The 14,321-nt window shown below is 67.8% G+C and carries 12 protein-coding genes; 4 read left to right on the top strand and 8 right to left on the bottom strand.

What is annotated here, in order from left to right:
- Positions 1-148 precede the first annotated feature (148 nt).
- A complete protein-coding gene (locus GGQ80_RS00130; RefSeq protein WP_183981682.1) occupies positions 149-1,594 on the top strand; it encodes a spinster family MFS transporter in 1,446 nt (481 codons plus the stop codon).
- Here GGQ80_RS00130 and GGQ80_RS00125 read toward each other — a convergent pair.
- The 7 genes from GGQ80_RS00125 to rpmI form a co-directional block, all read right to left on the bottom strand.
- Positions 1,591-3,114, bottom strand: coding sequence for a peptide chain release factor 3 (locus tag GGQ80_RS00125; RefSeq protein ID WP_183981681.1), 1,524 nt, complete (start codon positions 3,112-3,114; stop codon positions 1,591-1,593). The two genes, GGQ80_RS00130 and GGQ80_RS00125, sit on opposite strands and share 4 nt — an antisense overlap.
- 149 nt (positions 3,115-3,263) lie before the next feature.
- Positions 3,264-4,148: an aldose 1-epimerase family protein gene (locus GGQ80_RS00120; RefSeq protein ID WP_183981680.1), complete on the bottom strand. Its 885-nt coding sequence runs from the start codon at positions 4,146-4,148 to the stop codon at positions 3,264-3,266.
- 48 nt (positions 4,149-4,196) lie between these two features.
- Complete coding sequence (gene pheT, locus GGQ80_RS00115) at positions 4,197-6,617, bottom strand: phenylalanine--tRNA ligase subunit beta (protein WP_183981679.1); 2,421 nt, start codon at positions 6,615-6,617, stop codon at positions 4,197-4,199.
- A 74-nt stretch (positions 6,618-6,691) separates the two neighbouring features.
- Positions 6,692-7,819 (bottom strand): phenylalanine--tRNA ligase subunit alpha, encoded by a 1,128-nt coding sequence (gene pheS / locus GGQ80_RS00110; protein ID WP_183981678.1) that lies wholly within the window; start codon positions 7,817-7,819, stop codon positions 6,692-6,694.
- Positions 7,820-7,859: 40 nt separating this feature from the next.
- A complete protein-coding gene (locus tag GGQ80_RS00105) occupies positions 7,860-8,159 on the bottom strand; it encodes a GIY-YIG nuclease family protein (protein ID WP_183981677.1) in 300 nt (99 codons plus the stop codon).
- A 263-nt stretch (positions 8,160-8,422) separates the two neighbouring features.
- Positions 8,423-8,788, bottom strand: coding sequence for a 50S ribosomal protein L20 (gene rplT / locus GGQ80_RS00100; protein ID WP_183981676.1), 366 nt, complete (start codon positions 8,786-8,788; stop codon positions 8,423-8,425).
- A 17-nt stretch (positions 8,789-8,805) separates the two neighbouring features.
- Positions 8,806-9,009, bottom strand: coding sequence for a 50S ribosomal protein L35 (gene rpmI, locus GGQ80_RS00095; RefSeq protein WP_019515415.1), 204 nt, complete (start codon positions 9,007-9,009; stop codon positions 8,806-8,808).
- 158 nt (positions 9,010-9,167) lie between these two features.
- Here rpmI and GGQ80_RS00090 point away from each other — a divergent pair, with 158 nt between their 5' ends.
- The gene (locus GGQ80_RS00090) at positions 9,168-11,276 is read left to right on the top strand and encodes an AsmA family protein (RefSeq protein ID WP_183981675.1); all 2,109 of its coding nucleotides are present in this window, start codon (positions 9,168-9,170) and stop codon (positions 11,274-11,276) included.
- A gap of 308 nt (positions 11,277-11,584) precedes the next feature.
- Here GGQ80_RS00090 and GGQ80_RS00085 read toward each other — a convergent pair whose 3' ends face one another.
- Positions 11,585-12,415 carry an inositol monophosphatase family protein gene (locus GGQ80_RS00085; RefSeq protein WP_183981674.1) on the bottom strand — a complete coding sequence of 277 codons (831 nt, stop codon included), beginning with the start codon at positions 12,413-12,415 and terminating at the stop codon, positions 11,585-11,587.
- A gap of 65 nt (positions 12,416-12,480) precedes the next feature.
- On the opposite strand from GGQ80_RS00085, the gene GGQ80_RS00080 reads away from it, so the two are divergent.
- Both GGQ80_RS00080 and GGQ80_RS00075 read left to right on the top strand, forming a co-directional pair.
- Complete coding sequence (locus GGQ80_RS00080) at positions 12,481-13,014, top strand: peroxiredoxin (RefSeq protein ID WP_183981673.1); 534 nt, start codon at positions 12,481-12,483, stop codon at positions 13,012-13,014.
- A 65-nt stretch (positions 13,015-13,079) separates the two neighbouring features.
- Positions 13,080-14,153, top strand: a complete 1,074-nt coding sequence (locus GGQ80_RS00075; RefSeq protein ID WP_183981672.1) for a GGDEF domain-containing protein — start codon at positions 13,080-13,082, stop codon at positions 14,151-14,153.
- Positions 14,154-14,321: the final 168 nt, after the last annotated feature.

Genomic DNA, 14,321 nt, shown 5'->3' with positions numbered 1-14,321 from the left:
ACCTTCACCCTTCGCCGCCTCCGGCGTCTCCCTCCCTCTCCCGCTGGGAGAGGGAGGGAGACGCGCAGCGCCGGAAGGGTGAAGGTGACCCGCGTTGACGTACTGACGAGCAGCCCCCATCACGCTGCAAAACCGGGAGAGACTAGCCATGCCCACCGATACGACGCGCCCCGGTTACGCGCGGCTGGTGCTGGCGATGCTGCTCCTCGTCTACACCTTCAACTTCCTCGACCGGCAGATCCTCGGCATCCTCGCCAAGCCGATCCAGGCCAGCCTCGACCTCGACGACAAGCAGTTCGGGGCGATCGGCGGCACGGCGTTCGCGATCCTCTATTCGGTGCTCGGCGTGCCGCTGGCGCTGGCGGCCGATCGCTGGGGCAAGACGCGGGTGATCGCGGGATCGCTGGTGGTGTGGAGCGGCTTTACCGCGCTGTGCGGGGCGGCCACCGGCTTCTGGTCGCTGTTCCTCTGCCGCCTGGGCGTCGGTGTGGGAGAGGCGGGCGGCGCGGCACCCTCCTATGCGCTGATCGCCGATTATTTCCCGGTCGAGCGGCGTGCGCGGGCGCTCGCGGTCTATTCGATGGGAATCCCGATCGGGCTCGGCTTCGGCGTGCTGCTCGGCGCCTATATCGCGCAGAACGTCAACTGGCAGACCGCGTTCGTCGTTATGGGGGTCGCCGGCATCCTGGTCGCGCCGATCTTCCTGCTGCTGGTGCGCGATCGCTACCCGCCGATCGCGGCGGTGAAGGGCGCGCCGTCGCCGCTGACGGTCATGCCGATCCTGATGCGCAAGCCCGCCTATTGGCTGTTGTCGATCGGCGCCGGGTGCAGCTCGATGGCAGGCTATGGCCTGGCGCTCTGGGCGCCGAAGATCATCGCCTTCCAATTCGGATGGACGGAGACGAACGAGCTGGTGAAGGTCGGCCAGTTCATGGGCGCGCTGCTGCTGATCGGCGGATCGGTCGGCATCTTCATGGGCGGCGTCGTGTCGGACCGGCTGGGGAAGATCGACCGCGCCTGGTACGCGCGGGTGCCCGCGATCGCCTGGCTGATCGCCGCGCCGTTGTTCATCCTCGGCTTTCGCCTGCCCAATCCCATGCTCGCATGGTTCGTGCTGCTGATCCCCAACGCGCTCAACACGCTGTGGCTGGGCCCGATCATCACCGCCTCGCAACATCTCGCGCCGTCACGGATGCGCGCGGGAACGTCGGGGACGTTCCTGCTCATCAACAACCTGCTCGGGCTTGGCCTGGGGCCGTGGTTGATGGGCGCGCTGTCGGTGATGCTGAAGAAGCAATATGGCGACCAGTCGCTGGCACTCGGCGCGATGATCGGCATCGGCCTCTATGTCGTCGCCGCGATCCTGGCGCTGCTCGCGATCCGGCCGCTCAAGCGCGGCTGGATCGAGGAGGGCGAGGACGTGCCCACGCCGCCGCCATCACAGGTCACGGGCTCGATCCTGCTGATGGCGGCGCTGGTCGTCTGGATCATCGACCTGGTGCTGTTCCCCAGCATCGCGACGACGATCCTGGGCGGCGGGCTGACGATCGCCGGGCTGGTGCTGCTGATCCGGCCGGCGAAGGCGATCGCCTAGCGTTCCCGCGTCGCCGCGAAGCTGACCTTCGGATAGCGGTCCGCGACGTAGTTCACCTCCCACGCGCTCTTCGCCAGGAACACTGGATTGCCGTCGCGGTCCTTCGCCATCGCCGAGCGGTTCTGATCCATGAAGGTCTTGAGCTCGCCCGCATCCGCCGCACTGACCCAGCGCGCGGTGTCGAACGGCGCCGGCTCCAGCGCCGCCGCCACCTTGTATTCCGCATCGAGCCGCGACAGCAGCACGTCGAGCTGCAGCTGGCCGACGACGCCGATGATCCAGTTGCTGCCGATTTCGGGATAGAAGACCTGGGTCACGCCCTCCTCGGCCATGTCGTCGAGCGCTTTGCGCAGCTGCTTGGTCTTGGTCGGATCCTTCAGCTGAACGCGGCGCAGGATTTCGGGCGCGAAATTGGGCAGTCCGGTGAAGCGAACGTCGGCCTTCTCGCTCAGCGTGTCGCCGACGCGCAGCGTGCCGTGGTTGGGAATGCCGATGATGTCGCCTGGAAACGCCTCGTCGGCGATCTCGCGGTCCTGCGCGAAGAACAGGATCGGCGAATGCACCGCGATCGGCTTGCCATGGCCCGTCGGCGTCAGCTTCATGCCGCGCTTGAACACGCCCGAGCACAGCCGCATGAACGCGATCCGGTCGCGGTGCTGCGGGTCCATGTTCGCCTGCACCTTGAAGATAAAGCCGGTGACTTCCTTCTCCTCGGGGCTGATCGGTGCCGGCTCGGCGGGCTGCGGACGCGGCGGCGGGGCAAAGTCGGCGAGCGCGCGGATCAGCTCCGCCGGCCCGAAATCCTTGAGCGCGGAACCGAAATACACCGGCGTCAGGTCGCCGTGACGGTAAGCCTCGGCATCGAAATCGGCATAGCCGCCCTGCGCCAGCTCGACCTCTTCGGCGAAACGATCGGACAGTGGCGTCGCGTCGGTCTTGCCGGTGAAGACGCGGCTGTCGCCCTCCGGCCGGCTGATCGCGCCGCTCTTCAGGTCCATGATCCCTTCGAACTCGCCGCCCATGCCGATCGGCCAGTTCATCGGCGTCACGTCGAGCGCCAGCACGTCGGCGATCTCGTCGAGCAGCTCGAACGGCGATCGACCCTCACGGTCGACCTTGTTGACGAAGGTGATGATCGGCACCGAGCGCAGCCGGCACACCTCGAACAGCTTGCGCGTCTGCGCCTCGATCCCGCGCGCTGCGTCGATCACCATCACCGCCGAATCGACCGCGGTGAGGGTGCGATAGGTGTCCTCGCTGAAATCCTCGTGCCCCGGCGTGTCGAGCAGGTTGAAGGTCACGCCGTCCTTCTCGAACGTCATCACCGACGACGTCACCGAGATGCCGCGCTGCTGCTCGATCTTCATCCAGTCCGACCGCGCCCGCCGGTTCGCCCCGCGTGCCTTCACCTCGCCGGCGAGATGGATCGCGCCGCCGACGTACAGCAGCTTCTCGGTCAGCGTCGTCTTGCCGGCGTCGGGGTGGGAAATGATCGCGAAGGTACGGCGGGGGGAGGTCATTCTTCTTCTGCTTCTTCCAATCGCTCCCCAACCGTTCGTGGTGAGGAGAGGCTGAGCGAAGTCGAAGCCTCGTCTCGAACCACATATCCTTCGAGACGCCGCTTCGACTTCGCTCAGCGGCTCCTCAGGACGAACGGCCCCTTAGCGTCCTACGCCACCAGCGTCACGCTCAACGCGATCCGCTTCTCCCCGCCCGGTTCGACCGTGAACACGCCAGGCTTGTCCTTGAACTCGCCGGTATAGCCTTCCGGGTCGGCAATGCCGTGCCACGGCTCGACGCAGACGTAATGCGCGCCCGGCTTCGTCCAGATCCCCAGCATCGGCGTATCGGGAAAGGCGATGTCGAGCACCGGCCCCTGCGCCGCGCCATAGGTGACGCGTTGCGACGCGACGTGATCCCACACCAGCGCATCGTCCGCGAACAGATCGTCGCGCAGCAGCAGCTCGCGTCCGCCGTCGAGCGGGGAGGGGCGCTCCCCTTCCGCGATCGTCCCGTCGCTGGCGATGCAGCGGATCGCCTCGGGTTCGTCCGCCTCGAAGGTGATGCGGTGGGCCTCGCGCGGTTCGCCATAGGGCAGCGGCCAGGCGAAGGCGGGGTGGAAGCCGAAGCTCGCAGGCAGCGGCGTCTGCGCCGGATTGGCGACGCGCGCCTCGATATGCAGCGTCGGGCCGTCAAGGCGGAAGGCCAGCGTCAGGACGAAGGCGAACGGATAGATCGCCAGCGTCTCCTCGTCCTCGCTCAGCGCCAGTACGACATGGCTCTCGCTCTGCTCGACCACGTCGAACAGCTTGCGGCGCGCAAAGCCGTGCTGCTTCATGTCGTACGCGGTGCCGTCGACGCGGATCGTGTCGCGATAGGGGCGGCCGACGACAGGGAACAGGATCGGCGCCCGCCCGGTCCAATAGGCCGGATCGGCATCGGTCATCAGCTCGCGACCCTGCGCATCCTCAAGGTGGCTGAGTTCGGCCCCAAAGGGATTGATCGCCGCGGACAGCGTGCCGTTGCCGATACGGATCATGGCGCGCTCGGTCATGTGAGTCTCCTTCGTCTTGCATTCCTCCCCCTCCGGGGGAGGACCAGTTCAACCCCGCAACGTCGCGCCCAGCTTCGCCGCCGCGGCGACGACCTTGTCCGCTACCGCCTTCAGCTCGGCGTCGGTGAAGCTCTTTTCCTGCGGTTGCAGCGTCACCTCGACCGCCATCGACGTCTCGCCGTCCTTGCGGAACACGTCGAACACGCGCGCGGTCACGATCGCCCCCTTGTCCGCGCCCTTCACCGCGCGCACCAGTGCGTCTGCGGCGAGTTCGGCGGGCACGCTGAAGGCAAAGTCGCGGCGTACCGCCTGCAACGCCGGCGGCGCATAGGCGACGCGCGCGAAGCCCTGCGTACGCTTGGGCGGGATCGCGTCGAGATACAGCTCGACCGCCGCAACCGCGCCGTCGATGTCGAACGCCTTCAGCACGCTGGGGTGGACGATGCCGAACGCCGCCAGCACCGTCTTCGGCCCCAGCCGCAGCGTGCCCGACTGGCCGGGATGCCAGGCATCGCCCGCCTCGCCAAACACCTGAAGGTTGTCGACCGGTGCGCCCGCCGCGGCGAGCAGCGCCAGCGCCTGTGCCTTGGCGTCATAGGCGTCGAAGCCGACGCCCTTGCCCTCGCGCCAGCCCCGCGCGCGTTTGTCGCCGGCCATCACTAGCGCCAGCGTCGCGCGCTCGCCGTCGGCCAGATAGCGCCGGCCGATCTCGAACAGCCGAACGCTGCCCGCACCGCGCGCGAGGTTGCGCCGCGTCGCGCTCAGCAGCCCGGGCAGCAGCGACGGCCGCATCACCTTCAGCTCTTCGCTGATCGGGTTGGCGAGCGTCCACGCCCCGCCACCGAACGGCGCTGCCTCGCCCTCGCTGACGAAGCTCCACGTCACCGCCTCGTCCAGCCCGCGCGCGGCTGCGGCACGGCGGACGCGGCGTTCGCAGGCCTGCTCGGGCGTGGCGGTCGGCTTGGCGACACCGGGCAAGCGCGGCAGCGGCGTGCTCGCGACCTTGTCGATCCCCTCGATGCGGATCACTTCCTCGACAAGGTCGGCGGGCCCGTCGATGTCACGGCGCCACGTCGGCACGCTCACCGGCCAGTCGCTCTCGATCGTCGCCATCAGCGCGTCGCTATACGCATCGGCATGATCGATCGCGCCCAGCGTGAAGCCGAGCGACAGCAGGATCCGCGCCTGCCGCTCGGGCGCGACATGCAGCCCGCCCAATCGCTCGGTCAGCTTCGGATCGAAGCGGATGACGCGCTTGGCCACCGGGGGCTCCCCCGCGCGCGCGATGGCAGAGGGCGTGCCGCCGCACAGCGCCAGCACCATGCGGGTCGCGATCGCCAGCCCTTCGTCGAGGAAAGCGGGATCGACCCCACGCTCGAACCGCTGGCGCGCGTCGCTGGTCAGCGCCAGCGCCTGGCCGGTCAGTGCGGTGCGATCGGGGTCGAAATAGGCGCATTCGATCAGCACGTCGGTCGTGTCCGCCGACACGCCGGTGCGCTCGCCGCCCATGATCCCGGCGATATCGTCGGCGCCGTGATCGTCGGCGATCACGGTCATGCCCGCGCTCAGCGCATAGGTCTTGCCGTTGAGCGCGGTCACCTGCTCGCCATCCTGCGCGGCGCGCGCCACCAGCGCGCCCGCCACCTTGGCGCGGTCATAGACGTGAAGCGGCCGGCCGAGATCCAGCATCACATAGTTGGTGATGTCGACCAGTGTCGTGATCGGCTTCTGCCCCACCGCGCGCAGCCGGCGCTGCATCCATTCGGGCGCCTCGCCATTCGCGACGCCGGTCACGGCCTGGGCGTAGAAGGCGGGGCAGCCCGGCGTCTCGGTACGGATCGCGGGCGCCTCGCCGCTGCCCTCCACCGGAGAGACATCGTCGAGGTGCAGCGACGTGCCGATCGGCTTCAACGACCCCAATCCCGCCGCCGCCAGATCGCGCGCGATACCGCGCACGCCCATGCAGTCCTGCCGGTTGGGAGTGATGCTGACGTCGATCACCGCATCGTTCAGCCCGGCATAGTCGGCATAGCTGGTGCCGACCGGCGCATCGTCGGGCAGCTCGATGATGCCGTCATGCCCTTCGCCGACCTGAAGCTCGCGGGCCGAGCACATCATGCCGTTCGATTCGACGCCGCGGATCGCCGCGACCTTCAGCGTGACGTCGAGCCCCGGCACATAGTCGCCCGGCGCCCCGAACACGCCGACCAGCCCAGCGCGCGCATTGGGCGCACCGCAGACCACCTGAAGCGGCCCGTCGCCGGCGTCGACCTGCAACACCTGCAGCTTGTCGGCCTGCGGATGCCGCTCGGCGGACAGGACGCGCGCGACGCGGAACGGCTTCACCGCCGCGCCGGGATCGGTGACGCCTTCCACTTCCAGCCCGATACGCGTCAGCGCCTCGACGATCGCGTCGAGCGACGCGTCGGTGTCGAGGTGGTCCTTGAGCCAGGAGAGGGTGAACTTCATGTCGTTGACCTTACGTCATCCCGGCAAACGCCGGGATCCATGGATGCAGTAGGATGACGGTGGCGGGGGGGGGCTTACGCCGCCGCGCCGACCCCGCCCGACAGCGTGGGCACGTCGAGCGCGGCGAAGCCATAGTGCTTCAGCCAGCGGATATCGCCGTCGAAGAAGGCGCGCAGATCGTCCATGCCGTATTTCAGCATCGCCAGCCGATCGATGCCGCAGCCGAAGGCGAAGCCCTGCCACTCGGCGGGGTCGAGCCCGCAGGCCGCGATCACCTTCGGGTGGACCATGCCGCTGCCCAGCACCTCCAGCCAGCCGCCGCCTTGCGCATCGCCGCTGCCGCCGATGACTCGCTTGCCCTTGGTCCAGGTGAAGCCGACGTCGATCTCCGCCGATGGCTCGGTGAACGGGAAATAGCTCGGGCGCAGCCGCAGCACGATGTCGTCGCGCTCGAAGAACGCCTTCAGGAACGTCTCGAGCGTCCACTTGAGGTGACCGAGCGTGATGCCCTTGTCGATCACCAGCCCCTCGACCTGGTGGAACATCGGCGTGTGCGTCGCATCAGAGTCGGAGCGATAGGTGCGCCCCGGCGCGATGATGCGGATCGGCGGCTTCTGACCCAGCATCGTGCGGATCTGCACCGGCGAGGTGTGGGTGCGCAGCAGCGAGAAGGTCGTCTTCTCGTCCGCTGTCCCTGCCGCCTTCGCGTCGAGTCCCTGCTGCAGATAGAAGGTATCGTGCATCGCGCGCGCCGGATGCGTGTCGGGGATGTTGAGCGCGGTGAAATTGTGCCAGTCGGTCTCGATCTCCGGCCCCGTCGCGACTGCGAAGCCCAGGTCGGCGAAGATCTCGGCGAGTTCGTCCATGACCTGGCTGACCGGATGGACGGTGCCCGCGGGCACGGCGTCGACCGGCAGCGTCAGGTCGATCCGCTCGCTGGCGAGCTTCGCCGCCAGCGCATCCGCCTCGAGCGCCGCCTTGCGCGCCGCGATCGCGTTGGTGACGGCTTCGCGCAGCCCGTGAATGGCAGGGCCCTGGACCTGGCGCTCCTCGGGGCTCATCGCGCCCATCGTCTTCAGCAGCTGCGTGACGCGCCCCTGCTTGCCCAGCGCCTCGATGCGGATCGTCTCGATCGCGTCGAGCGTGGCGGCGGCCTCGACGGCGGACAGGAGTTGATGGCGGAGATCGTCGGTATCGGTCACTTGGTTGCTCCCAGGGAGGGATATAGGTCGTTGCGGTCGGTCACAGCCCCAGCTCGGGGGCGAGGTCAACCCATTCGGGATTGCTTTCCTCGAACAGGCGTAGCTTCCAGTCGCGGTTCCACTTCTTCAGCTGCTTCTCGCGGGTGATGGCCGCTTCCATCGTGTCGGCCATCTGATACCAGACGAGTCGAGTGACATCGTACCGGCTGGTGAAGCCTCGGAACGTTCCGTTGCGGTGCTGGATCATCCGGCCGACGAGGTCTGACGTGACGCCGATGTAGAGGGTGCCATGCCGCCCGCTTGCCAGGATATACACGCCCGGATAGCGTTTCCGGACCATCGAACCTTCCTCCGTCATCCCCGCGAAGGCGGGGATCCATTATCACTGAGCCTGAAGATCATCACCGCCACCAGCCAGTATGGATTCCCGCCTTCGCGGGAATGACCACCGGTGTGTGTCGCAGCGCAGCCAACCCAACAATCCTTACAGTCCGGCTTCCGCCGGGATGACGGATAGAGGTGGCGGGGGCCGATGCCCGCCGGAACGAAAAAGGGCGCCGGTGTCGCCACCAGCGCCCCTTCATCCGTCTACGACAGGTCGCCTCAGGCGGCCTGGGGCAAAGCCGCCTTCGCCTGCGCGACGATGGCGCTAAACGCCTCGCCTTCGTGCATCGCGATGTCGGCCAGGACCTTCCGGTCCAGCTCGACACCGGCCAGCTTCAGGCCGTGCATGAACTGCGAATAGGTCAGGCCCTCGGCGCGGACGCCGGCGTTGATGCGCTGGATCCACAGACCGCGGAACGTCCGCTTCTTCACCTTGCGGTCGCGATAGGCGTACTGACCCGCCTTCTCGACGGCCTGGCGGGCGACGCGGATCGTGTTCTTGCGACGACCGCGATAGCCCTTGGCCTGTTCCAGGATATTCTTGTGCTTGGCGCGAGTGGTTACGCCCCGCTTGACGCGTGCCATATGCTAGTCCTTCTCGCTTACTTGAGGCCGTAGGGCGCCCAGGCCTTCACCGTCGCGGTGTCGGCCTTCGACAGCACCTTGGTGCCGCGGTTCTGGCGGATGTACTTGGCGTTATGGCTGATCAGGCGGTGGCGCTTGCCGGCGACGCCGTGCTTCAGCAGGCCGCTGGCGGTGAGCTTGAAGCGCTTCTTCACGCCGCTCTTGGTCTTGAGCTTGGGCATTTTGGTCCTTTCGTCTGGAGCAAGGCTAAGACAGCCGCGGCAGCCCTTGATGGCCGGGCAGTCCTCTATCGCCTCGCTCGGGAAGCGGGCCGCATAGACGCGTGAGGGGCAAAAGGCAACCCGGGGAACCGGAACGCTGGCGAAACGCTTGCCCCGTCATGGACGCGGCCGATCAGCAACCCGCATCGGGCGAAGCGCCGCCCCGCATGCAGCGGCGCCATCGGGTGCGCAACGTCCTGCTCGGCGTGGTGGGCGTGGTCGTGCTGGCCTGGGCGGTGCTGTTCATCACCAAGGGCCGCTTCCTGAAGCATCCCTTCGAGAGCATCGTCGGCAGGCTGACGAATCGCACCGTCACGGTCGACGGCGACTTCCAGCTCTATTTCGCGCCGCTCAGGATCGCGTTCGTCGCCGAAGGCTTCAGCATTGCCAACCCCGGCTGGACGACCCGGCCCAAGCTGTTCGAGGCGAAGCGGATCGACGCGCGGATCGCGCCCCTGTCGCTGTTGTTCGGCAAGCGCCGCTTCTACAGCCTCGACCTCGACGGGGGTGCCGCCGACCTGGAATGGAAACCCGATCATTCGACCAACAGCTGGACGTTCAGCGACAAGAAGGGCGGCAAGCCGCTGGCATTTCCCCGCATCGACGTCGCGCGGGTCACCGGCACCACGGTCCGCTTCGTTGATCCACGGCTTCAGCTGCGCGCCGACCTGAAGATCGCCGACATCACGTCGAACGACGCCCGCATCGGGCGCTCGGTGGGGGTCACCGGCGGCGGCCGGGTGCGCCAGACGCCCTTCACACTCACCGCGCGGCTGCTGTCGCCCGACGCGACCGTCAACCGCGGGCAGAACCAGCTGGTGATGCGCGCGCGCGCCGCCAACAACGTCATCGACGTCGCCGGCACCCTGCCGTCGCTCGCCGAGATCGAGGACGTGCCGCTGTCGGTCGCGGCGAAGGGCCGCAACATGGCGGAGCTGCTCGACATCATCGGCGTCGTCATCCCGCAGACGCGCACGTACTTGGTGCGCGGCCAGCTGGTGAAGAGCGGCGACGAATATCGCTTCACGCGACTGCGCGGCACCGCGGGCGACACCGATCTCGCCGGCACGCTCACCGTCACCAACGGCGAGCGGCTGCACCTCTCGTCCAGGCTCGCGACCGACAAGCTCGACATCATCGATGCCGCGCCCTTCATCGGCTACAATCCCGATATCGTCGCGACCAAGGGGGCGATCGCCGCCGCTGCCGCCACCGGCGCGGCGCCGCAGCGCATCCTGCCCGACGCGGCGCTGCCGATCGCAACGATGCAGCGGTTCGACGCGGACCTGAAGTGGACGATCCGCACCGTCCGCTCGCGCAACGTGCCGATCTCCAACGTCGACGTCACGCTGGTGCTCGACCGGGGGCGGCTGGCGCTCGAGCCGATGACCTTCTCGATGGCGCGCGGCAACGTCGCCGCCAACGTCGTCTTCGACACGCAGAAGCGGCCGAGCGCCGTTACTTACGATATTCGCCTCGCGTCGACGCCGATGGGTCGGCTGCTGGCGGGCTATGGCGTGGCGGAAGCGGGGACGAGCGGCACGATCAAGGGGCGGATCGAGCTGGCGGGCAGGGGCGATACCATCCACGATTCGCTCAGCACCGCGCGCGGGCGCATCGCCTTCATCATGCCCGGCGGCAGCCTGTGGACGCGCAACGTCCAGCTCGCCGAGCTGGATATCGGCACCTTTGCGCAGAAGATGTTCCAGGGTGCGCTGAAGGAGCCGGTGCGCATCAATTGCGGGCTGATCGCCTTCACCGTGCGCAACGGCATCGCCGCCGCCGACCCGATCCTGATCGATACGACGAAGAACGTCATCGTCGGCCGCGGCGGCTTCAGCTTCAAGAACGAGGCGATCGACCTCGCCATCCGCGCCGATGCCAAGAAATTCTCGCTCTTTTCCGGCCAGTCGCCGGTCGGGCTGGGTGGCGTGTTCGCCCAGCCGTCGCTCGACGTGATCTCGCCCGACCTCGTCGGCCGCGCAGGCGCAGGGCTCGGCCTCAGCCTGTTTGCGACCCCGCTCGCCGGCATCCTGGCCTTCGTCGACGTCGGCGACGCCAAGGCGGCGGCCTGCGGCCCGGTCCTGTCGGGCGCCACCGCCAAGGCGCAGCGCACCACCAAGGGCCAGCCCCGCGACGACGTCGGCCGCGGTACGACCGCGAAGGACGAGAAGGGCAAGGACAAGCAGAGCCCGGGGCAGCGGAAGAAATTCCTGGGCATCTTCTGAACCGCCCGTTGCGCGGCGCAACTTTCGGGCGATGGTGCGACCCTCTCCCCAAGACCGTCATGCTGAACTTGGTTCAGCATCTCCTCGCGAGTCGCGATACGGCGAGGGATCCTGAACCGAGTTCAGGATGACGGCTCCCCTCCGACCGTTCGCCCTGAGGAGAGGCTGAGCGAGAGCGAAGCCTCGTCTCGAAGCCTGTCCTGAGCGCCTGCCTTGGCAGGCAGTCGAAGGGGGCAAGCCAAGCCACCTGTGCTTCGAGACGGCATTTCGACTGCGCTCAATGCCTCCTCAGCACGAACGGGATTGGATCAGTGCCCGTGCCCGTGCCCATCCCCATGCCCATGCGCCGGACTGTGCAGCGCCTCCAGCACGTCATCCGTCCGCGCCGGATCGCCGATCGCCAGCACATGGCCTTGCGCGTCGGCGGTCAGCGGGTCGCCGTTCCAATCGCACATCCGCCCGCCCGCGCCCTCGACTACCGGCACCAGCGCGGCGAAGTCGTACAGCTGCAGCCCGCTCTCGCACACCACGTCGAGGAAGCCGCTCGCCAGCAATCCATAGTTATAGCAGTCGCCGCCATAGACCGGCCCCTGCCGCGCGTGCCCGCCCGACGCGGCGGCGACCAGCGTCATATAGTGCGGCACGTCGCCGTCGCCGAACAGGTGCGGGCTGGTGGTCGCGACGATCGCGCCTTCGAGCTGGGCACAGGCGCGCGTGCGCACCGGCTTGCCGTTCAGCGTCGTCGGCCGTCCCGCCACGCCCAGCCAGCGTTCGCGCTGGATCGGCTGGTCGATGATCCCCAGCACCGGCCAGCCGTCCTCGACCAGCGCGATCAGCGTGCCGAAGATCGCCCGCCCCGCGGTGAAGCTGCGCGTGCCGTCGATCGGATCGAGCACCCAGCGGCGCCCGGTCACGCCCTCGCGCACGCCATATTCCTCGCCGACGATGCCGTCGCCCGAACGCTCCGCCTCGATCAGCCGCCGCATCGCCGCCTCCGCCTCGCGATCGGCGCGGGTGACGGGGCTATGATCCTCCTTCAGCTCCAGGCCGTTCTCGGCGCGGAAATAGGGGCGGATCGCCGCGCCCGCCGCATCGGCGAGGCGCAGGGCAAGATCGATGTCGGCGGTCGAAAGCGTCATGACGTCGCGCCTATCGCCCTCGCCGGCGATGCGCTAGGCCACGCGACAACAAGGAGAGTTCACCGATGCGCTTTGCCCCGTTCGCCGTCGCCATGGCGCTTGCCGCCGTTCCCGCCGCCGCCACGCTCGCGCCCGGCGCGACGGCCCCCGACTTCACCACCCGCGGCGCGATCGCCGGCAACGTCTTCAGCGTCCATCTGAAGGAGCAGCTGAAGAAGGGCCCCGTCGTCCTCTATTTCTTCCCGGCGGCCTTCACCGGCGGCTGCAATGCCGAGGCGCATGCCTTTGCCGAGGCGATTCCCGAATTTCAGAAGGCTGGCGCGACGGTGATCGGCATGTCCGCCGACGACGTGCCGACGCTGCAGCGGTTCTCGGCGGAAAAATGCGCGGGCAAGTTTGCGGTGGCCAGCGCCGGTCCGGCCATCGTCAAAAGCTATGATGTTGCTTATCCTAAGCAAATTCAGGGCCGCTCGATTACCAGCCGGACCAGCTACGTCATCGCGCGCGATGGCCGCGTCGTCTTCGTCCATGATGACATGAACCCGGCAGACCATGTCGCGATGACCCTCGCGGCGGTGCAGAAACTTCCCCGGAAGTGAATCGGCCGGTGACGTAATCATAACCAATGATCGCTATCCCGCCCTCAACGGGGAATGGGAAGACGATGTTCGGAGTGTTCGCGAAGCCAAAGATCGACGAGAATGCGGGCGACGATCTGTTCGCCCGCATCGGCGAATTCCTGGCGGCGCACCACCTCAGCCCGGAGCCTGCCCATTATAACTTCGCGCACGCCGTCATCAGCGATCCCGACGGGCCGATCGCACACGCGGTCGCTCGGCTGACCTTCGACGGCGTGGCGCTGTCGGGTCGCGATGTCGAGGAACTGGGCGGCCAGGTCGTGCCGCGTAAGGAGATGCGGGGCCGGTCGCGCAACCCCGCCGGCCCGGCCGGCACCACGCCGCCGGAAACGACGCCGACGCCCGCGAACGATGTCGCCGAGGCGGCCGCGCTCGCCGCCGAGGCGGAGGCGCAGGTCGCCGGCTTTGCGACGATGGTCAAGGCGATGCACGCCGAGACCGAGGATTTCGGCCGCGATCTCGCCGCGATGAGCAGCCAGCCCGCTATCGCCGGGATCGACGAGATCGCGCGGCTGACGGGATCGATGCTCAACCGTGTCCGCGATGCCGAGGAGCGGCTGGCCCGCGCCACGCGTGAGGCGGATACGCTGCGCGCCAAGCTCGCCGAGGCCAACGACACCGCCCGCACCGACGTGCTGACCGGTCTGCCCAACCGCCGTGCCTTCGACGAGGCGCTGCTGGCGCGCGATGCCGCGAACGGCCCCTATTGCATCGCGGTGTGCGACATCGATCGGTTCAAGCACATCAACGATCGCTACGGCCACGTCATCGGCGACCGCGTGCTGGCGGCGATCGCCAAGACGCTTGCCGAACAGTGCAGCGGCCACCTCGTCGCGCGCTACGGCGGCGAGGAGTTTGCGATCCTGATGTCGCTGACCGAGCTGCCCGATGCCGTCGACCGTCTCGACCGGGTCCGCAGCGTCATCGCCAACAAGCGGTATCGCGTGCGCGAAACCGATCAGCCGCTCGATCGCATCACCATGTCGTTCGGCGTTACTACGCTCCAGCCCGACGAGGATGGCGGTCGCGCCTATGACCGCGCCGACCGCCACCTCTACACCGCCAAGGCCGATGGCCGCGATCGGGTGTGCGCCGCCTGAACGCGGCGTGAATTACCGGACGGCTCGGCGAAATCCGCCAACTGCTTGCGGGCCTGTAAAAGAAATCCACGCAATTCCGCGGATTTTCAGAGTTGGCACGCTAGCTGCAATTCTCTTGGCATCGACGCCGGATGGTCCGGCAACGATCGAACCAAAGGGAAATGCCAC

Origin of the sequence: Sphingomonas jinjuensis, from assembly GCF_014197105.1 — a bacterium.
Classification (GTDB): domain Bacteria; phylum Pseudomonadota; class Alphaproteobacteria; order Sphingomonadales; family Sphingomonadaceae; genus Sphingomonas; species Sphingomonas jinjuensis.
Note: the sequence above shows the minus strand (reverse complement) of the source record. Positions and strands in the feature narration are given on the sequence as shown.